Raw genomic sequence first — 18,752 nt, 5'->3', positions numbered from 1 at the left:
CGGATCAGAGCCGGAACCGGATCAGGCCCAGATCTGCGCCAGGTACTCGCTCGTCACCTGCGGGCTGCGCTCGTGGACGTCGTCCGCGCTCCACTCCAGGATCGACGGGTCGATGATCCACTCGCCCTCCTGCGGCGCCGAGCCGCTCGTCTCGTAGCCCGCGGTCGAGCCGGAGACGGACGCCCAGGTCGCGGCGCCCATCGGCCCGATGAAGGTGGTGTCGAGGGCGGAGCAGCCGTACTCGGTGCCGGGGCCGTTGGAGGCGCCGAAGCTGCCGTCCTGGTCGGCCTCGTCGGGGACGGGGAAGACGCGCTTCACGACGTCCGCGCCGACGACCAGGCAGTGCTGGTAGCGCACGTTCTGGGCGGAGCCGATCTGGAACGCGGTGTTCGTGGAGGCGAAGTCGATGCAGTCGATGCTGGTGATGTCGCCGTAGTAGTTGCCGCCCTGGCCGGAGAACTGGACGGTGTCGGTGTGCGCGCCGGACCCCTTCTCCTTGTAGGCGGGGGCGGTGTAGCAGCCGATGCGGAAGACGTGGCGCAGGCCGCCGCGGCCGTCGGTGGGCGTGCGCATGCTCGAGACGTCCTCGTCGCGCAGCTGGGCGTCGGGGACGACGACCTCGACGAGCTCGACGTTCTCGGTGAAGTCCGTGCCGTCGACGCCGTAGACGTTGTAGGCGTTGGTGGTGATCCGGGCGAAGGCCGAGCTGCTGCAGCCGGAGACGAGGAAGGCGCCGTTGGTCACGATGCCCACGAGAGCGACGTTGTAGACGCGGAGCAGGCGCCAGGAGTTGGCGGTGGTGACCGTGCCCCAGCCGTCGCGGGGGTAGACCAGGACGCGGGTGTCGCGGTCGAGCGAGCCGACGTCCTGCATCATCGGCGAGGAGCTCGAGCCGGCGCCGCCGCCGGGGAGCTCCCCGGGTGCGACGAGGATGCGGATGGTGTCGGCGGGACCGGCGGTGTCGAGCGCGGTCGTGATGGCCTCGCTGATCGCGGACCAGGAGCACTCGACCTCGACCTCGAGGTCGACGTCGCCGGTGAACCACGGCGTGCGCGAGGGCCAGTGCGTGCCGTTCGGTCCGAAGGACGGCGTGGGAGTCGGAACCCCCGCGAGCAGGTCGAGCTCGGCGGCCGGGGTGCCGGGCTCGCCGGAGACGCCGGGCTGGTCGGGCTGCAGCGCGCGGTAAGCGGCGTAGCCGCCGCCGCCGAGGGCGACGAGGCCGAGGCCGGCGCCGACCGCGCCGAGCACGACGGCGCGCCGGGAGGGCCGCCGGGGCGGGAGCTCGTGGAACTGCGACGCGTCGAAGGGAGGCTGCGCGGAGGAGGGCGAGGAGGAGTCGGCCAAGGGTGTCCAAACCGTCAGTGGGCGGTGCCGGAGGCGGCACGCCGCGGGTCCGGCGCGCCACGCTGTGCCGTGAGCGCTGTCGTCGGGACGTCGGCGCGCTCGTGACGCACCCTAGCAGCCGCGGTCGACGGGGCTCCTGGGAGGGGGCCGCCGGGCGGAGGCTCGTGGCGGTTCGTTCGCGGGGTCTCGATACGCCGCTGCGCGGCTACTGGACCAGCATGGATGGCGCGTGCTGGTTCGTTCGCCGGGTCTCGATACGCCGCTGCGCGGCTGCTCGACCAGCATGGGTGGCCGCTGCGGCGGCTCGTGCTCCATGGGGGCCGCCGCGGCCGCTCGTGTCGCGTGGCCGGGGGTCGGGCGCTCCATGTTGATCGAGTAGCCCGCGGAGCGGGCGTATCGAGATCCGCTGTGCAGAGACTGCGGCCCCCAGTCGTGCGCGGCGGCACGACGCATCATCAGCCGAGAGCGCCTCTCATCTCCGATGGGCGATGAGAACGGCTCCTGGCTGATGTCGTGCGCGTCGGGGCCGCCCGGCGGGCGCCTCGGGGCGTCAGCGGCCGCGCAGCTCGCGCCTGCGCATCTGCGCGGCGATGTCGGCCTCGGTGATCTCCTTCTTCGCCGGGCCCCAGAGCGCGGCGGCCTGGCTGGCGACGCCGATGCCGATGCCGAGCATCGGCCAGATCGGCCAGAAGTAGCCGTCGGCGCCGGTGGCGAACCAGACGCCGGTGCTGATCGCGGAGACGGTCAACCAGCCGCCGACCGAGCCGGCGAAGTCGCGCCGGCGCTTGAGGTCCTTGACGGCCTGGGCCCGCTCGATGTCCTCGGGGCGGGCGAGCTCGACGTCGGTCTCCTCCGGCGAGGGCGCGGGGTCCTGCCCGGAGGGATGCGCGGGCGGCTGAGCCGCGCCGGACCGCTCGACCCCGGTCGCCGGCGCGTCGCGCCGTGCCGACGGATCCGGAGATCCCCAGACGTTCTCGCTCATGCGACCCCTCCGCTCGTCATGGCGCCCAGCCTACGCAGGAGGGCCGCCCGCGTCACCGCTCGGGCTGGCAGTGCGGGCACCACCACGTGCGCCGCTGCTCGGGGTCGTCGCGGACCTCCGCGCGGACGAGCACCGTCGTGCCGCAGCGCAGGCACGGCCGGCCGGCGCGACCCGCGACCCAGTGCCGCTCGCCGCGGCGGGTGTCGCCCGTGGTGGTCTGGAACATCCCGGGCACGGTGACGGAGGCGCGCAGGCCGCGGGCGGCGGTGGCGACGAGGGCCCGCACGTCGAGCGACCCGACCGGCTGCCAGGGGAAGGCTCCGCGGAGGAAGCAGACCTCGTTGGCCCACAGGTTGCCGAGGCCGGCGATCAGGCGCTGATCGAGGAGGGCGGCGATCACGGGCCGCTCCGGCGAGCGGGAGAGGCGCGCGATCGCCTCCTCCGCACTCCAGTCGGCTCGGAGCGGATCGGGGCCGAGGTGGCCGATCGCGCGCGCCTCGTCGCGGGTGGGAAGCAGCTCGACGACGGGGAGGTCGATGCCCCAGAGGGTGACCCCGTCGTCGAGCCGGAGGCGGACGCGGACGTCCTTCTGCACCGACCGCGGCACGGAGCGCCCGGGCGACGTGACCGTCCAGGAGCCCTGCATCCGCAGGTGGGTGTGCAGTGTCAGCCCGCCGGAGATGCGGGTGAGCAGGTGCTTGCCGTGGGTGTCGTGCTCGAGGATCCGCAGGCCCTCGAGCGAGGTTCCGGCGGCGTCGCCCGAGCGCAGCTCGCCGTCCGCGACGACCCGGCCGTCCGCCGCCCGCCGGAGACGGGCGGCGAGACGGTGGACGCTGTCTCCCTCGGGCATGCTCCGAACTCTAGGAGCCGGGCCCGGACGACGTCAGGGCTGGCGCGACGAGGGCGGGCCCGCTCCTCAGCGGACCCGCCCTCCGCGGTCATCGGTGCTTCAGCGAGCGGATCCGCCGATCAGCGGGCGCGGTACGCCTGCTCGTACGTGCGCTGGGTGCCGTCCTTCGCGGTGACCTCGATCGTCGCGGTGCCGGCCTTGATCGGGCGGAGCACCGTGAGGTACGTGGTCGTGAAGGACTTGCCGGGCTGCACCGAGCTCTTCGTCCGCGTGCCGTAGGGCGTCGAGATCTCGATCGCGACCGCCTCCGGGCCGTTGTTGACGGCCGTGACCGTCAGCGTGCGGAGGACGGCGAGGCGCGTGGTCGTCGCGCTGGTCGCGACGTCGATCACGGTCGCCGGCGCGGTCTCGGGCAGGTCGAGTCCGACGACGACCGGGTCGTGGTCGCTCGAGCGGTAGGCCGACGTGTCGTAGAAGATCGTCGCGTTGTAGTCGTAGCGGCTGTACTCCAGGGCCACCGACTCCCCGCTGTTGATGTTCCAGGTGTCGACTCCGGTGACGGTCGCGTCGGCCGCCGGGGAGGCGAAGACGTGGTCGAGCGAGCCGACCGCGCCGTCGAACGAGTAGGAGTACTTGCCGTCCTTCGCGCCCTGGTCGACGTAGCCGGCGTCGCGCAGGACCTGGATCGGGTCCTCCTGCGAGTAGGCGTTGAAGTCGCCGAGCAGGTAGACGAGCTTCGTCGCCTTCTCGGTCTGCAGGCGGTCGGCGAACGCGACGAGCGCGGTGGCCTGGGCGACACGGGAGGCGTTCGAGGCGCCCTGGCCGTCGCCCTGGTCGGCGTCGGCGCCGGAGCCCGAGCCCTTGGACTTGAAGTGGTTCACGATCGCGACGAACTCGCTCGCGCTGTCGCCGATCAGGCGGAACTCCTGCGCGAGGGGCTTGCGGGCGTTCGAGAAGGCGACGCCGTCGTTCAGGATGACGGACTCGCCGACCGGCTCGATGGCCGCCTTCTTGTAGATGAACGCGGTGCGGATGACGTCCTCGTCCGCCAGGGCGGGCACGGCGGCGGGCGAGGGCACGTACGCCCACAGCTCGGAGCCGGCCGCGGTGTTGAGCGCGGCGGTCAGGGTGGCGAGGGCCTCGTCGCGGGGCTTGCCGAACTTGGCCGAGTTCTCGATCTCCTCGAGCGAGACGACACCGGCGCCGAGGCCGTTGATCGCGTTCACGATCTTGGCCTGCTGGCGCTCGAGGTCGTCGGCGTTCGCGGCGCCGCGGGCGTCGCAGCCGCTGTTCACCGTGACGGGGTCGCCGTCGCGGTCGGTGTAGAAGGTGCAGCCGGTGATCGAGTCGCCGGTGGTGGAGAAGTAGTTGAGCACGTTGAAGGACGCGATCGACAGGTCGCCGCCGACGGCCTCGGGGGCCGCGGGGCGGGTGTTCGCGAAGGTGGCGGGCTGCACGGTCGCGGCGTTCTCGACGGTCAGCTGCGTCGTCGGCTGGAAGGACCAGCCGCCGTTGCGGTAGTCGAGGACGACGGGCGTCCGGAACGCGGCCGGCGCTCCCACGCGGATCGGCTCGGTGGGCGTGAGGTAGGGCAGCGGGATCGCCTTGTTGGCGGCCGAGCCGAGGAAGTTGATCGAGGCGCCGTCGTCGAGCACGATCGCGCGGGCGGCGTTGTCGGCGACGACCGCGGCCAGCTCGGCGGAGCCGGGGCGCGCGACCTCGGTGGGGGTCAGCAGCGGGGAGTCGCCGGCGGCGAGGCCGACGGAGCCGAAGCTGTTGAGGTCGAAGGTGTCGGTCACGGTGAACGCGCCCTGCGGGGCGATCAGCATGCTCTCGAGCACCTCCCGCTCCGCGTCGCTGCGGGGCAGGCCCACGGCGGCGGGCACCGGCGCGACGGCCGGGGTGGTGAGCTTCTCGACAGTCGCGGCCGAGGTCGGGGTGAGCTCGGTGAGGCCGTTGAACTCGCTGACCGCGCCGGTGATGCGCAGGCTGTCGCCGAGGGCGACGGAGCCGACCGAGGCGGAGGAGTAGACGAAGACGGCGTCGGAGGCGGTGCGGCCGGTGGTCTGCCCGCCGGTGCCGGCGGTCTGGATCACGTAGCCGTTGTAGCCGCCGGAGGGGTAGCGCGCGGTGACGACGCCGGTGGTGGTGACGGTCTGCCCGACGAGCGGGGACGCGGCTCCGGTGCCCTGGATCTCGGCGATCGAGACGGTCGGCGCGCTGGTCGGCGGGGTCGTCGGGGGCGTGGTCGGCGGAGCCGTGGGGGTCGGCGAACCGGTGGGCCCGGGGGTGGGCGTCGGCTCGGGAGCGGTGCCGCCGCCGGCGGACTCGGGGGTCGTCGCGCCGACGGTGAAGTCGGCGGCGTTGGAGTCGGTGTCGCCGGTCGCGGTGTCGGCGCGGGCGATCGACTCGGTCAGCGTCGGGGCGGTCGCGGCCGCCGACTCGAAGGTGTTCGAGGTGCCGTAGCCGAGGAGATCGAGGACCGCGTCGGGCTGGTCCGCCGCGCCGGTGGGCGGGGCGACGAGGGTCGCGGTGCCCTCGACGAGGAAGAGCGTGCCGCCGGCGGCCGCGATGTTGAGGCCGTTGGCGGTCTGGTCGGCGGCGGGGAGCGGCGCGCCGTTGGTGCCGTTGCTCGCACCGGCGATCAGGAAGTGGCCGTCGGCGGGGACGGTGCCGGTGAGCGCGACGGTCGTCGTCGGGTTCGCCGTGCCGGTGGCCGAGCGGTACTGCAGCGAGAGGCCGGCGAGCGCGATGTCGGCGCCGGTGGGGTTGTAGAGCTCGACGAAGCGGTTGGCGTAGACGGCACCGGCGGAGCCGCCGCGGGCGAAGACCTCGCTGATGACGAGCTCGTCCCCGCTCGGCGCGGCGGTGGCGGGAGCGGCGACGAGCGGCGAGGCGACGAGGGCGAGACCGGCGAGGGCCGCGAGCGCGAGGCCTCTCCGGGGGGCGCCGGCGCGGGGCCTGTGCGCGCGGAGGTCGGGGGAGTCGGTCATGGTGGTCCTCTCGATCGCCGCCCCGGGGAGCGGTGGTGCGTCACCGCACGGCGACGGCGACCCTCGCCCCTGAAAGGGGCACAGTGAGCCACGCTATGCACCGCGGGTGCCCGGCCTGTGAACCGGACGTTTCACGAACGTAAACTCACCCACCGACATCGGCGGGCGGTTCGCCGCGGCGTACTCGCTCGGGGGCCGCGAACGGACGCGGAACGGGGCTGCGCCGGCGCTTCGACCCCGTTCCGCGTCCGCTCGGCGCGCGTCCGTTCGGCGAGTGGACTCGAAGCGGGGCCCGGCCGACCCGCAGGGCCCGCTCCGCGTCCGGTCGAAGCGCCGGCCGCTCGCGAGTGGACGCGGAACGGGCGGTCGGCGCGATCCGGCGCGGATCCGCTCCGCTCGCACCCCGCATCCGGGAACGCGCGCCATGATCGGGGGATGATCTCCTTCGAACTGGCACGGGCGCTGCGCACCGCGGGGCTGCGCTGGGCACCGGTCACCGGCGACCGCTTCCGCATCGAGCGCGAGGGGTTCGACGGCGACGTCTTCACCGTGAGCGACATGACGATCGAGGCGCACGAGTACGAGACCGGCACGGTGCTCGGCTTCAACGGCACGACCGAGTGGGCGCTCGACTCGGTGGCGCTCGACGACTCGCTGTGGCTGCCGCGCGAGGACCAGCTGCGCGAGCTGCTGCGCGGGACGTTCCGCTCGCTGCGCCGCGTCGCGGACGGCGGGGCGGTGCGCTTCGCGGTGACCGTCGAGCTCGCCGGCGAGCAGCGCGACTTCGAGGACGAGATCGCCGAGAACGCCTACGCGGAGGCGCTGCTCGCGCTGGTCAGCTCGGTCGCGGTCGATCTCGACGACGTGGACGAGCTCGCCTGAGCCGACGGGTCGGGCCGGGCCGAGCCGGCTCCGGTCAGGAGGCGGCCTTCTCCGACGCGGCGTCGTCCGCGGCGGCGTGCTCCTTCTTCGGCGCCGCCTTCTTCGCGGCGGGCTTCTTCTTCGGGGTGAGCTTCTTCGGAGCGGGCTTCTCGTCGTCGTCGGCCGCTGCCGCGGTCTTCTTCGCGGGTGCCCTCTTCGCCGCGGTCTTCTTCGGCGCCGCGTCCTCCCCGGCGGAGACGTCGTCCTCCGCCTTCTTCTTCGGTGCCCGCTTCTTCGCCGGCGCCTTCTCCTCGGAGGCCTCGGCCGCCCCCGCCTTCGCTCCGCGGCTGCGCTCGACGGAGCGCTTCAGCGCCTCCATCAGGTCGAGCACCTCGCCGCCGCCCTCCTCCTCGGGCTTCTCGCCGAAGGTGGCGGAGGTGTCGAGGGCGTCGCCCTGCTCGATCTTCGCGTCGATGAGGGTGCGCAGCTCGGCCTGGTAGGAGTCCTGGAACTTCGACGCGTCGAAGTCCTCGGAGTAGGAGTCGACCAGGTGCGAGGACATCTCCAGCTCGCGGGCGGCGATGCGGGTGGTGCCCTCGAGCGAGGGGAACTCGACCTCGCGGACCTCGTCGGCCCAGAGCAGGGTCTGCAGCATCAGCAGCTTGCCGCGGACCCGCAGTGCGGCGAGACGGGTCTTCTGCCGCAGCGCGAACTCGACGATGGCGGTGCGGTCGGTCTCCTCGAGGGTGCGGCGCAGCAGCACGTAGGCCTTGGGGGAGGAGGAGTCCGGCTCGAGGATGTAGGCGCGGTCGAACATGATCGGGTCGACCTGCTCGCTCGGCACGAACTGGACGACGTCGATCTCGCGGTCGCGCTCCTCCGGCAGGGCCTTCAGCTCGTCCTTGGTCAGCACGACGGTGCGCTCGCCGTCGTCGTAGGCCTTGTCGATGTGGTCGAAGGTGACGACCTCGCCGCAGATCTCGCACTTGCGCTGGTAGCGGATCCGCCCGCCGTCCTTGTCGTGCACCTGGTGCAGGGGGACGTCGTGGTCCTCGGTCGCGCTGTAGATCTTCACCGGCACGTTGACCAGGCCGAAGGTGATCGCGCCCTTCCAGATGGCTCGCATGGCCCCAGTGAACACCGTGCGCCGCCGCGGCGGGAAGCCCTTCCCCGCCCGCGAGATGCCACTTGTGCACGCGACACGCCGCAGAATGCGGTCACAAGTGGCATCTCGCGAGGCGCGCGGGTGGGCGGGCACTCGACGTCCTTTCGGGCGGGGGGTGTCGAATGGGGAGGATGAGTGATGAGAATCGGCCCGCGGACAGGCTCCGTGCGGCGCTGACCGCCCCCGACGCGTCCTCGAGGCTGCAGGCCGCGATGACGGCGGGCACCCGGCCGGCCGACGAGTACGCCCCGGTGCTGGTGGCGCGGTGCGCAGTCGAGCCCGACTTCGGAGTGCGCGAGATGCTCACCTGGGCGCTCGTCCGGCACGACCCGGGCGTCACCGTCGACCTGCTCCTGCCCGAGCTCGAGTCCGAGACCCCGCAGGCGCGCAGCCAGGCGCTGCACACGCTGTCGAAGATCGGCGACCCGCGGGCGTGGCCGGCGATCACGCCCGCGCTGCTGCACGACGAGCACCCCGCGGTCGCACATGCGGCCTGGCGCACCGCCGCACGGCTCGCGCCCGAGCAGGAGCGGCCGGCGCTCGCCCGGCAGCTCGCGGAGCACCTCGGCGAGCGCGACCGGCCGGATCAGCGCGCCCTCACCCGGGCGCTGCTTCTGCTCGGCGAGGCCGCGACGCCCGTCCTCGAGGCCGCGGCGAGGTCGGAGGAGGACCCGCGCCGCTTCCACGCGCTCGCGACGCTGCGGCTCCTCGCGGACCCGGACGAGGACGTCGAGGAGGCGTTCGCGCGCGCTCGCCGCGGACCCTGCTGATCGAGTAGCCCGCTCTGCGGGCGTATCGAGATCCGCCGTCGTCGGAACGTCTCGTGGGCCGAGGCCGGATCACGTGGGTCTCGATACGCCGCCGGGGGCGGCTACTCGACCAGCATGCATCCGTCGGCACGTCTCGCGCGGCGCGACCAGCATGTACTCGGCGGGCGGACGCAGTGAGGCGTCCCGCCCCCGTCGAGGCGTCCTGCAGGAGCGGGACGCGTCGACCGGAGCGGGACGCCTCGGGTGGTGCGGGTGGTGCGGCGGTCAGCCGCCGATGAGCACGCCGCGGTCGGCGAGGTACTCGCGGATCAGGCGCTCGGCGTCGGCCCGGTCGGTGATGCCGTAGCGGTCGATGATCTGCTTCACGTAGGGACGCGCGATCGCCTCGGTGATGCCGAGCTCGGCCGCGATCTCGCGCGGCGAGAGGCCGGCGGCGATCAGCCCGAGGACCTGCTCCTTGGTGGGGAGCACGAACGGCGGGGTGGTGGGCTCGGGCTCCGGGGTGGTCGGGTCCTTCTCGGCGTCGATCGCGGAGGTGTCCTCGGCGAACGAGGCGGTCACGAAGGCGATCGCCTTCGAGGTGATGCCGAGCGCCTCCTGGTTGATGTTCGCCAGGTCGTCGCCGGCCGAGTGGTAGTTCGGGTCGTGCGGGATGCCGACGGTGCCGCCGAAGAGCGCGAACTCCTCCTCGGTCTTGATGTCGTCCGCACCGGTGAACAGACCCGAGGCCGGGATGCCGGCGGAGATGAAGCCGTCGTAGTCGCTGCGGCCGTCGAACGCGGTGTCGATCCAGGGCTGGCCGATCGAGTCGAAGTAGTCCGTGAACGCCTTCTCGGTGGCGATGGAGCCCGCGGGCACCTCGACCGGGGCCTCGTAGGTGGACTCGTTCGCGTCGTAGACCGAGACGACGTAGTTCGGCGAGGCGACCATGTCGAAGTTCAGGTAGGTCGCGATGTCGCCGGCCTCCTCCTCCGAGAGCGAGTCGACGTAGGTGTACGAGCCCACGAGCCCGACCTCCTCGGCGCCCCACCAGGCGAAGCGCACGGCGTTGGTCGTGTCGCCCTCCTCCGCGAGCTGCACGGCGGTCTCGAGGAGCGTCGCCGATCCCGAGCCGTTGTCGTTGATGCCGGGGCCCTCGGGCACGCCGTCGAGGTGCGCGCCGAGCATGACCACGTTCTCGTGGTCGCCGCCCTCGGTCTCGGTGATGATGTTGAAGGTGTCGGTGTCGGTGGTCGTCTGCTCGATGACCAGCGTCGCCGTGCTGGGCAGCGCCGAGATGAGCGCCTGGCCCTCCTCGAGGGTGACGCCGACGGACGGGATGTAGCTGTCGTCGGGTCCGCCGAGGGTGCCGTTGAGGGGCTCGCCCGGGGCGTTGTTGTAGATGATGACGGCGGAGGCTCCGGCGGCGCCGGCGGCGGCCGACTTCTCCGAGAAGCTGCAGGTGCCGCGGCTGACCAGGGCGACCTTGCCCGTCGCGTCGAGCCCGGCCCACGCGTCCGCGTCGCAGCCGAGCGGGTCGACCGGCTGGATCAGCTCGCCGGTGACGCCGCCCTCGGGGGTGGAGGGGGTGAACGACATCGGGATGCCCTCGACCGCGGGGGTCGTGGTCAGCGAGAACTCGTCGATCGTCTGGGTGGTGGTGGTGAAGTCCTGGCGCTCGGTGGTGTAGCCGGCGGCCTTCAGGACGGCCTCGACGTACTGGCCGCTCTGCTCGTAGCCCTCGGTGCCGATCGCGCGGTTGCCGTCGTTGGCGTCCGCGATCGCCTGGAAGGCCTCGAGGTGGGTCATGATGCCGTCGACCGTCACCGCGTCGGCGAAGTCGGCGGGCTCGGCGGCGCTCGCCGCGGGAGCGAAGGCGAAGCCGGCGACCAGCGCGCCCGCGCCGATCATCGCGGCCGAGCCGAGGAGTGGACGCCGACGTCGTGCGCCGGAGGTGTCTTCAGTGGTTGTGGCCACAGGTGGTCCCTTTCGTCGAGGGCAGCGACCGTCGGACCGACGGCCTCCGTCGCTCGAACTGCTGAGAAGCGGCGGTGCCCTCTGCGAGCGTATTCACAGCTGGGGGCCCGCCACACCCCTTCGTGGCACATTTCACGCCGCGGAAACACGAACCGCGCTCCGCGGCCAGGGGGCGACCTCAGGCGGTCGCGTCGCTCTCCGCCCACTCGCGGAGCATCGCGAGGGTCTCGGCCGGGCGGTCGCGCTGCGGTCCGTGGCCGGCTCCCGCGACGACGGCGTAGCGCACCCGCGGGTTCGCGCGGAGCACCCGGGCGGCGAGGGACGGCGGGAAGAACGTGAAGACCTGCGGGTCGCCGGCGAGCACGAGCACGGGGGCGCACAGGAGCGGCACGTCCTCGAGCAGGTCCCACGGGTCGTTGTCGTCGAAGGTCACGGCGACGGCGGCCGGGTCGGCGGCGTGCGCGGCCCGGAGCTTCTCGGCCCGGTCGCGCTCGTCCCACTGCGGCTCGGCGGCGGCGAGCTCGTCCGCGGTGACGGTCAGGGCGGCGAGCTCGCCCGCGCGCACCTCCGCCCGCGACCCGGCCGGCAGCTCCAGCACCGGGTCGAGGAGCACCAGCCGCGACGCCCAGCCGGTGTCGCGGGCGGCCTCGCGCACCGCGACCGCGCCGCCGAGGGAGTGGCCGACCACGAGGTCCCAGCTGCCGGACGGGGCGCGGAGGGCGAGCACGTCGTCGGCGTAGTCGTCGTGCCGCGACGAGCCGCCGCGGCTGCCGGCGCCGTGACCGCGGAGATCCGGGGCGGTGACGCTCCAGCCCGCGGCGGTGAGCGAGTCCGCCAGCCGCCACCAGGTGCCGGAGGCGCCGCCGAGGCCGTGCAGGAGGAGGGCCGCTCTCGTCCCCGGAGATCGCGTCGTCATCCGGCCAGGCTAGGGCGCGTCAGTCGAAGCGGGGGTCGCGCCCGGTGCGCTCGCCGGTCGCGAGTGCACGGATTCCTGCCAGATCGTCCTCGTCGAGCGCGAAGCCGAACACGTCGAGGTTCTCCCGGATCCGCACCGGCGTCACCGACTTGGGGATCACGACCACGCCGAGCTGCACGTGCCAGCGCAGCACCACCTGCGCCGGCGAGACGCCGTGCTTCGCGGCGATCGCGGCGAGGACCGGCTCCTGGAGCAGGCGACCGCGCGCCAGCGGCGACCAGGCCTGCGTGACGATGCCGTGCTCCGCGTCGAAGGCGCGCAGCTCGTCCTGGGGGAGTCGGGGGTGCAGCTCGACCTGGTTGATCACGGGGACGACCTCGGTCTCGTCGAGCAGGCGCTCGAGGTGCTCGATAGCGAAGTTCGAGACGCCGATCGAGCGGGCGCGGCCCTCCTGGCGGATCCGCTCGAGGGCGCGGTAGGTGTCGACGTAGCGGTCGCGCGACGGGATCGGCCAGTGCACGAGGTAGAGGTCGACGTAGTCGGTGCCGAGCAGCTCGAGGCTGCGGTCGAAGGCCTCGAGCGTCTCGTCGAAGCCGTGGTCGTCGTTCCAGACCTTGGTGGTGACGAAGACCTGCTCGCGCGGCAGTCCGCTCGCGCGGATCCCCTCGCCGACGCCGCGCTCGTTGCCGTAGAGCGTCGCGGTGTCGACGTGCCGGTAGCCGGCCTCGAGCGCCGTGGCGACCGTGCGGGCCGCCTCGTCGTCGCCGATCTTGTAGACGCCGAGCCCGACCTGCGGGATCGACCGACCGTCGTTCAGGGGAACCAGGGGAGCAGTCATCCCCCCATTCTTCCCCCTCCGCGAGATGCCACTTGTGCGCGCGACACGCCGTGGAAGGCGGTCACAAGTGGCATCTCGCGGAGGGGGAAGGGGGGCGCGCCGGGTCAGAGGTGCCAGTGCAGTTCGCCGTGGGGGCCGACGCGGACGGTGTCCTCGATCAGGGCGGCGAGGCCGGCGACGCCGAAGAGGAGGCGGCGGTCGTCGCGCGCGGCCTGGCTGGAGTGCACGAAGCGGCGGACGGCGAAGTAGTCGTCGTGCCCGGGCTGGAGGCCGTCGACGAGGCCGTGCTCGCCGAGGGCGCGGAGTCCGCGGCCCGGTCGGCGGGCGGGGCCGAGGCCGAGCCAGAGCGTGCCGGTCTCGAGCAGCACGACGGTGCTCGGCACGATCGCGCCGGAGCGCAGACGCCGCGCGGTGATCTGCCAGCCGAAGCCGAGGTGGTGCACGCGGATCGGATGCGGCCCGCGCCAGGCGTGCGAGGGGTCCTCCGCGCGGTAGTAGACGGGGCTCGGGCGGAAGGAGCCCTGCCAGAGCGCCGCGGCGAGCTCGCCGGCCCACTCGGGCGTCTCCGGGTCGGCCCAGGGGTCGAGGACGTGCGCCTCCTCCGCCTCGCGCTGATGCTGGCGGACGAGATCCTCCGCGTCGTCGCGCAGTCCCATCGGCGGCCCCTCCGTCTCCTCGGCGAGCCCACCCTAAGGGGGACAGCCTGGGAGCTTCAACGGAGTCGGGTCGGAGTCGGGTGGGCGCCGGCTCCGCGTAGGGGCGGCGCGCGCCGAGAAGCGGGGCGACTCAGGTCGGCAGCTCGACCGGCTCCGTGTCGGGCAGCGGGCTCGCGTCGCGGCCGCGCAGGTCGGGGTGGAAGCGGCGGCCGAGCGCGGGCACGACGAAGCCGACGAAGGCGAACACCGCGGCGACGACGATCGCGGCGGTCGGGCCCGACTGGTCGATCTGCACGCCGGCGATGGCCGAGCCGAGCGCGGCGCCGATCAGCTGGCCCGTGCCGACCCAGCCGTAGGCCTCCGCCGTGTCCGAGAACTTCACGCTCGACGCGGTGATCGTGAACAGGGCGGCCAGGGCCGGGGCGATGCCCACGCCGGCCAGGAAGAGGGTGATCGAGAGCCACCAGAAGTCGGTGGAGAAGGCGGCGAGGCCCATGCCGACGGTGACGATGAGCATCCGCCGCGCGGTGGCCCAGCGGCTGATCGGGATGTGGCCGAGGGTGAGGCCGCCGAGGAGCGAGCCGGCCGCGAAGATCGCCAGCACGATGCCCGACTCCACTCCGCCCTCGCCGAAGACCGCCACGACACCGGCCTCGACGGCGGCGCACGCGCCCACCAGCAGGAAGCCGACCACCGTCGCGAGCAGCACCGGCGGCTTGGTCAGCACGACGCCGAGCCTGCGGCGCGAGCGCGGGATGCGGACGCGGCCGACCTCGGGCGAGGCGATGAACCAGATGCCGCCGCCGATGAGGAAGACGGCGGCGGTGAGGATGCCCGCGACGGTCGAGATCTGGATCGAGACGAACGTCGTCAGCACCGGGCCGAGCACCCAGATGATCTCCTGCGCCGAGGCGTCGAGCGAGAAGAGCGGGGTCAGCTGCGAGCTCGGCACCATCTTCGGGTAGATCGTGCGGACGGCCGGCTGCACGGGCGGCATGCTGAGGCCCGAGACGAAGCCGATGACGACGAACTGCCAGATCTCCAGCGGCAGCAGCGCCATGGCGATGATCGCGGCCGCGCAGACGATCAGGGTGGCGGTGAGCACGCGCCGCATCCCGAGCCGGCCCATCAGGCGGCTGGTCAGCGGTCCGGCGATCGCCTGGCCGATCGACATCGAGCCGAGCACGAGGCCGGCCGCGGCGTAGGAGTCGTGCACGCGCTCCACGTGCAGCAGGAACGCGAGCGAGAGCATCCCGAACGGGAAGCGCGCGGTGAGCTGGGCCGCGATGATGCGACCCACGCCGGGGGTTCTCAGGAGTTCGGTGTAGCTGCCCACCGGACGACACTAGCGGCCCGCGGAGGCCGGGTGGCGACGGCCGCCGAAGCGGCTCGCGGCCGGGGCCGTCAGCCCGCGAGCACCTTCCGGATCCGCTGCAGCGAGACGCTCTCGACGGTGCCCAGGCCCTGCGCGAAGAAGCTGATCCGCAGCTCCTCGATCAGCCAGCGGGCACGCACGAGGCGCTCGGGTGCGTGCGGCGGCAGCGGGATCGTGCCGCCGGCCGAGCGGTAGAGCTCCTGCGCGGCCTGCACCTCGTTCAGCCAGACGCGGTCGCGGCCGACGTTCTCGCCGATCTTGCCGAAGCGCTCGGTGATGCCGGCGAGGTAGCGCGGCAGGTGCCGGAGCCGCTCGAGCCCGGTGGCCGAGACGAAGCCGGGGTGCACGAGCCCGGTCAGCTGCTCACGGGCGTCGGTCAGCGCGGGCAGCAGCGCCATGCTGGTCGACGCCTTGAGCGCCTTCTCGACACCGCGCGCCGTGGTCAGGATCGTCGTCACGGTCTTCACCGTCTCGAACATCGAGTCCATCACGTTGGCCGAGACCCGGTCGCGCACCGCGTCGAACTCGGCGCGGAGGAAGAGCATCCCGTCCGGCTTCATCCGCCAGAGCACCGCGTCGACGCAGGCGAGCAGGCAGTCGCCGAACAGCGCCGTCGTGTTCTGGTACGGGCTCTGCGCCAGGACGAGCTTCTCGTTCGCGGTCAGGTACTGCTGCACGTAGGCGACAGGGCTGGGCGTCGCGAGCAGCAGCAGCCGGCGGACGCCGCGCGGGTGCTCGCGGGCCTGGTCCTCGGCGGTCGCGAGCAGGCGGATCGAGACGGAGTCGCCGTCGTCGATCAGTGCCGGGTAGGCGCGGATGGTGTTGCCGCCCTGCCGGGTGTCGGTGACGCGGGGCAGCTCCGCCATGTCCCAGGTCCTGATGCCGCGCCGCTCGAGGGCGTCCGGCACGCGCGCCTCGACGACCCGGGCGACCTCGTCGCGGACCCGGCCGCGCAGGCGCTCGGCCAGCGGGGCCAGCTCCTTGCCCGCGGCGATGGTGCGGCCGCGCTCGTCGGCGACGGCGAAGGTGACCCGGAGGTGCGCGGGGATGCGCTCGAGGTCGAAGTCGGAGGCGTCGATCACGACGCCGGCCTCGCGGCGGATCGCGCCGGCGAGGGTCGCGGCGAACGTCTCCGTCGGCGGATTCGGCACGTCCTGGGGGAGCGCGGCGGTGAGCTTGCGGGCCCAGTCGTTCGCGGGGACGACGTTCCGGCGCAGGTGCTTGGGCAGCGCCTTGATCATCGCGGTGACGAGCTCGGCGCGCAGCCCGGGCACGAGCCAGTCGAAGCCGAGCGGGGTGACGCGCGGCAGCAGCGCCAGCGGGACGTGCACGGTGACGCCGTCCTCCTCGGTGCCCGGCTCGAACCGGTAGGAGAGCCGGAAGCGCTGGTCGGCCTGGCGCCACTGCGTCGGGAACGCGGTCTCGTCGATCTGCTCCGCGTCCTCGGGCAGGAGGGTCTCCTGCGTCATCGTCAGCAGGTCGGGCTCGTCGTGCTGCGCAGTGCGCCACCAGGAGTCGAAGGAGCGGACCGAGGTGATGTCGCGCGGGACGCGGCGGTCGTAGAAGTCGAAGACGGCCTCGTCGTCGACGAGCAGGTCGCGGCGGCGGGTGCGCTCCTCGAGGCGCTCGAGCTCGGCGCGCAGGGCCCGGTTCCTGCGGTCGAAGGCGTGCCGCGCGTCCCACTCGCCCTCGACGAGGGCGTGGCGGATGAACAGCTCGCGGGCGTAGCCGGCGTCGATCCGGGAGAACTGCACCCGGCGCCGGGCGATGATCGGCACGCCGTAGAGCGTCACCTTCTCGTAGGCGACGGCCGCGCCCTGCGCCTTCTCCCAGTGCGGCTCGCTGAACTGCCGCTTGACCAGGTCGCCGGCGATCGCCTCGGCCCACGCGGGGTCGATGGCGGCGTTCGAGCGGGCGAACAGCTTGCTGGTCTCGACCAGCTCGGCGCTCATCAGGGCGTCGGGCTGCTTCTTCGCCAGCGCGCTGCCGGGGAAGATCGAGAACTTCGCGTTGCGGGCGCCGACGTACTGGACGCTCTGGCGCTCGCGGTTCTTCGCCGCGCGCTGCGCCTGCTGCGAGGTGGTGTCCTTGATGCCCAGGTGCGAGAGCAGACCGGCGAGCAGGCTGCGGTGGATCCCGTCGGGGTCGACCTTCGGCTCGCCGAGCTCGAGCTTCAGCGGCTTGGCGAGCTGGCGGAGCTGGCGGAAGACGTCCTGCCACTCGCGCACGCGGAGGTAGTTGAGGTACTCGGCCTTGCAGAGCCGGCGGAAGGCGCTGGAGGAGAGCTCGGCCTGCTTCTCCTCGACGTGGTTCCAGAGGTTGAGGAGGGTGAGGAAGTCGCTGGTGGGGTCGATGAAGCGGGCGTGCTGCTGGTCGGCCTGCGCGCGGCGCTCGAGCGGGCGCTCCCGGACGTCCTGGATCGTCAGCCCGGCGACGATCGCCATCACCTCGCGGCTGACACCGTGCTTGCGCGACTCGATCACCATCCGCCCGAACCGCGGGTCGATCGGCAGCCGAGCGAGATCCCGACCGATCCTGGTCAGCTGCGGCGTCGCTCCCGCTCCCGCTCCCCGCGAGATGCCACTTGTGCTCGCTTTCCTCGGCGTGTCGCCCTCGTAAGTGGCATCTCGCGGAGGGGAGTCGGCGGGGGTGGCGGGGGTGCGGAGGGCGCCGAGCTCGGTGAGGAGGTCGAGGCCGTCCTTGATGCCGCGGGAGTCGGGCGGGGTGAGGAAGGGGAAGCCGGCGATGTCGCCGAGGCCGAGCGAGATCATCTGCAGGATGACGGCGGCGAGGCCGGTGCGCAGGATCTCGGGATCGGTGAACTCGGGGCGGCGCTCGAAGTCCTCCTCGGAGTAGAGGCGGATCGCGATGCCGGCGCTGGTGCGTCCCGAGCGGCCGGAGCGCTGGTTCGCCGACGCCTGCGAGATCGCCTCGATCGGGAGGCGCTGCACCTTCGAGCGGGCGCTGTAGCGCGAGATGCGGGCGGTGCCGCCGTCGATGACGTAGCGGATGCCGGGGACGGTGAGGCTGGTCTCGGCGACGTTGGTCGCGAGGACCACGCGGCGCCGGACGCCGGGGGTGCGGCCGCGCTCGAAGACGCGGTGCTGGTCGGCGGCCGACAGCCGGCCGTAGAGGGGGAGGACCTCGGTGCCGGGCAGGTTCCGCCCGCGGATGGCGTCCTCGGCGTCGCGGATCTCGTTCTCGCCGGAGAGGAAGACGAGGACGTCGCCCGGATCCTCGCGGGCCAGCTCGGCGAGCGCGTCGGCGATGCCGGTCATCAGGTCGCGGCTGCCGCCGGTGGCGTCGGGGACGTCGGTGTCGTCCTCCTCCTCCGGCTCCTCGGCGACGAGCGGGCGGTAGCGGATCTCGACGGGGTAGGTGCGGCCGGACACCTCGATGATCGGCGCGGGCTCGCCCGAGGCGTCCCGGAAGTGCTCGGCGAAGCTCTGCGGGTCGATGGTCGCGGAGGTGATGATCACCTTGAGGTCCGGCCGGCGGGGGAGCAGTCGGTGCAGGTAGCCGAGCAGGAAGTCGATGTTGAGGCTGCGCTCGTGCGCCTCGTCGATGATGATCGTGTCGTACCGGCTGAGCATCCGGTCGTGGTTCATCTCGTTCAGCAGGATGCCGTCGGTCATCAGCTTGATCCGCGTCGACGCGCTCGCCTTGTCGGTGAAGCGCACCTGGTAGCCGACGATCCCGCCGACCTCGTCGTCGAGCTCCTCCGCGATGCGCTCGGCGATGGTGCGCGCGGCGATGCGCCGGGGCTGCGTGTGCGCGATGCTCTCGCGGCCGAGCTCGAGGCAGATCTTGGGCAGCTGCGTCGTCTTGCCCGAGCCGGTGGCGCCGGCGACGATGACGACCTGGTTGTCGCGGATGGCAGCGGCGATGTCGTCCCTGCGCGCCGAGACGGGGAGTTCGGGCGGATACCGGATGCTGAGGACGTCTGACATGAGCCCTCCATCCTACGGCGCCGTGACATGATGCCCAGGTCTCCCGGCGCGATCCGCGGGCGACTCCCTTCGCAGCGTCCGTCCGGGCAGAGAGGC

At 72.9% G+C, this 18,752-nt stretch carries 13 protein-coding genes; 2 read left to right on the top strand and 11 right to left on the bottom strand.

The features are described from left to right. Nucleotides 1-21: 21 nt before the first annotated feature. From HQQ82_RS16785 to HQQ82_RS16770, 4 genes are all read right to left on the bottom strand, one after another. Nucleotides 22-1,344 (bottom strand): hypothetical protein, encoded by a 1,323-nt coding sequence (locus tag HQQ82_RS16785; protein WP_173235195.1) that lies wholly within the window; start codon nucleotides 1,342-1,344, stop codon nucleotides 22-24. A gap of 550 nt (nucleotides 1,345-1,894) precedes the next feature. After that, entirely contained in the window at nucleotides 1,895-2,326 is a 432-nt protein-coding gene (locus HQQ82_RS16780; RefSeq protein ID WP_173235194.1) for a 2TM domain-containing protein, read from the bottom strand. Nucleotides 2,327-2,378: 52 nt separating this feature from the next. Next, the gene (locus tag HQQ82_RS16775) at nucleotides 2,379-3,176 is read right to left on the bottom strand and encodes an Fpg/Nei family DNA glycosylase (protein WP_173235193.1); all 798 of its coding nucleotides are present in this window, start codon (nucleotides 3,174-3,176) and stop codon (nucleotides 2,379-2,381) included. A gap of 119 nt (nucleotides 3,177-3,295) precedes the next feature. After that, entirely contained in the window at nucleotides 3,296-6,169 is a 2,874-nt protein-coding gene (locus HQQ82_RS16770) for an ExeM/NucH family extracellular endonuclease (RefSeq protein WP_173235192.1), read from the bottom strand. Between the two features lie 435 nt (nucleotides 6,170-6,604). On the opposite strand from HQQ82_RS16770, the gene HQQ82_RS16765 reads away from it, so the two are divergent. Continuing rightward, nucleotides 6,605-7,051: a hypothetical protein gene (locus tag HQQ82_RS16765; RefSeq protein WP_173235191.1), complete on the top strand. Its 447-nt coding sequence runs from the start codon at nucleotides 6,605-6,607 to the stop codon at nucleotides 7,049-7,051. 34 nt (nucleotides 7,052-7,085) lie between these two features. On the opposite strand, the gene HQQ82_RS16760 is transcribed toward HQQ82_RS16765, so the two are convergent. Next, on the bottom strand, nucleotides 7,086-8,156 hold the full coding sequence (locus HQQ82_RS16760) for a Ku protein (protein ID WP_173235190.1): 1,071 nt from the start codon (nucleotides 8,154-8,156) through the stop codon (nucleotides 7,086-7,088). Between the two features lie 170 nt (nucleotides 8,157-8,326). Between HQQ82_RS16760 and HQQ82_RS16755 the strand changes: the two genes are divergently transcribed. Further along, complete coding sequence (locus tag HQQ82_RS16755) at nucleotides 8,327-8,965, top strand: HEAT repeat domain-containing protein (RefSeq protein WP_173235189.1); 639 nt, start codon at nucleotides 8,327-8,329, stop codon at nucleotides 8,963-8,965. Between the two features lie 264 nt (nucleotides 8,966-9,229). Here the strand turns inward: HQQ82_RS16755 and HQQ82_RS16750 are convergent, their stop codons facing one another. From HQQ82_RS16750 to hrpA, 6 genes are all read right to left on the bottom strand, one after another. Then, entirely contained in the window at nucleotides 9,230-10,921 is a 1,692-nt protein-coding gene (locus tag HQQ82_RS16750) for a M28 family peptidase (protein WP_367947986.1), read from the bottom strand. A gap of 178 nt (nucleotides 10,922-11,099) precedes the next feature. After that, nucleotides 11,100-11,837, bottom strand: coding sequence for an alpha/beta fold hydrolase (locus HQQ82_RS16745; RefSeq protein ID WP_173235188.1), 738 nt, complete (start codon nucleotides 11,835-11,837; stop codon nucleotides 11,100-11,102). 19 nt (nucleotides 11,838-11,856) lie between these two features. Next, a complete protein-coding gene (locus HQQ82_RS16740; protein WP_173235187.1) occupies nucleotides 11,857-12,675 on the bottom strand; it encodes an aldo/keto reductase in 819 nt (272 codons plus the stop codon). 104 nt (nucleotides 12,676-12,779) lie between these two features. Next, complete coding sequence (locus HQQ82_RS16735; RefSeq protein WP_173235186.1) at nucleotides 12,780-13,331, bottom strand: hypothetical protein; 552 nt, start codon at nucleotides 13,329-13,331, stop codon at nucleotides 12,780-12,782. Between the two features lie 130 nt (nucleotides 13,332-13,461). Beyond that, nucleotides 13,462-14,667 carry an MFS transporter gene (locus HQQ82_RS16730; RefSeq protein WP_173235185.1) on the bottom strand — a complete coding sequence of 402 codons (1,206 nt, stop codon included), beginning with the start codon at nucleotides 14,665-14,667 and terminating at the stop codon, nucleotides 13,462-13,464. A 68-nt stretch (nucleotides 14,668-14,735) separates the two neighbouring features. Further along, nucleotides 14,736-18,656 (bottom strand): ATP-dependent RNA helicase HrpA, encoded by a 3,921-nt coding sequence (gene hrpA, locus HQQ82_RS16725; RefSeq protein WP_173235184.1) that lies wholly within the window; start codon nucleotides 18,654-18,656, stop codon nucleotides 14,736-14,738. Nucleotides 18,657-18,752 lie beyond the last annotated feature (96 nt).

This window comes from Rathayibacter sp. VKM Ac-2856, from assembly GCF_013205055.1.
Lineage (GTDB): Bacteria > Actinomycetota > Actinomycetes > Actinomycetales > Microbacteriaceae > Rathayibacter.
Note: the sequence above shows the minus strand (reverse complement) of the source record. Positions and strands in the feature narration are given on the sequence as shown.

Coding starts and splice junctions, on each gene's coding strand:
- HQQ82_RS16780 (WP_173235194.1), bottom strand. CDS start 2,326: ATGAGCGAGAACGTCTGGGGATCTCCGGATCCGTCGGCACGGCGCGAC.
- HQQ82_RS16775 (WP_173235193.1), bottom strand. CDS start 3,176: ATGCCCGAGGGAGACAGCGTCCACCGTCTCGCCGCCCGTCTCCGGCGG.
- HQQ82_RS16770 (WP_173235192.1), bottom strand. CDS start 6,169: ATGACCGACTCCCCCGACCTCCGCGCGCACAGGCCCCGCGCCGGCGCC.
- HQQ82_RS16765 (WP_173235191.1), top strand. CDS start 6,605: ATGATCTCCTTCGAACTGGCACGGGCGCTGCGCACCGCGGGGCTGCGC.
- HQQ82_RS16760 (WP_173235190.1), bottom strand. CDS start 8,156: ATGCGAGCCATCTGGAAGGGCGCGATCACCTTCGGCCTGGTCAACGTG.
- HQQ82_RS16755 (WP_173235189.1), top strand. CDS start 8,327: ATGAGTGATGAGAATCGGCCCGCGGACAGGCTCCGTGCGGCGCTGACC.
- HQQ82_RS16745 (WP_173235188.1), bottom strand. CDS start 11,837: ATGACGACGCGATCTCCGGGGACGAGAGCGGCCCTCCTCCTGCACGGC.
- HQQ82_RS16740 (WP_173235187.1), bottom strand. CDS start 12,675: ATGACTGCTCCCCTGGTTCCCCTGAACGACGGTCGGTCGATCCCGCAG.
- HQQ82_RS16735 (WP_173235186.1), bottom strand. CDS start 13,331: ATGGGACTGCGCGACGACGCGGAGGATCTCGTCCGCCAGCATCAGCGC.
- hrpA (WP_173235184.1), bottom strand. CDS start 18,656: ATGTCAGACGTCCTCAGCATCCGGTATCCGCCCGAACTCCCCGTCTCG.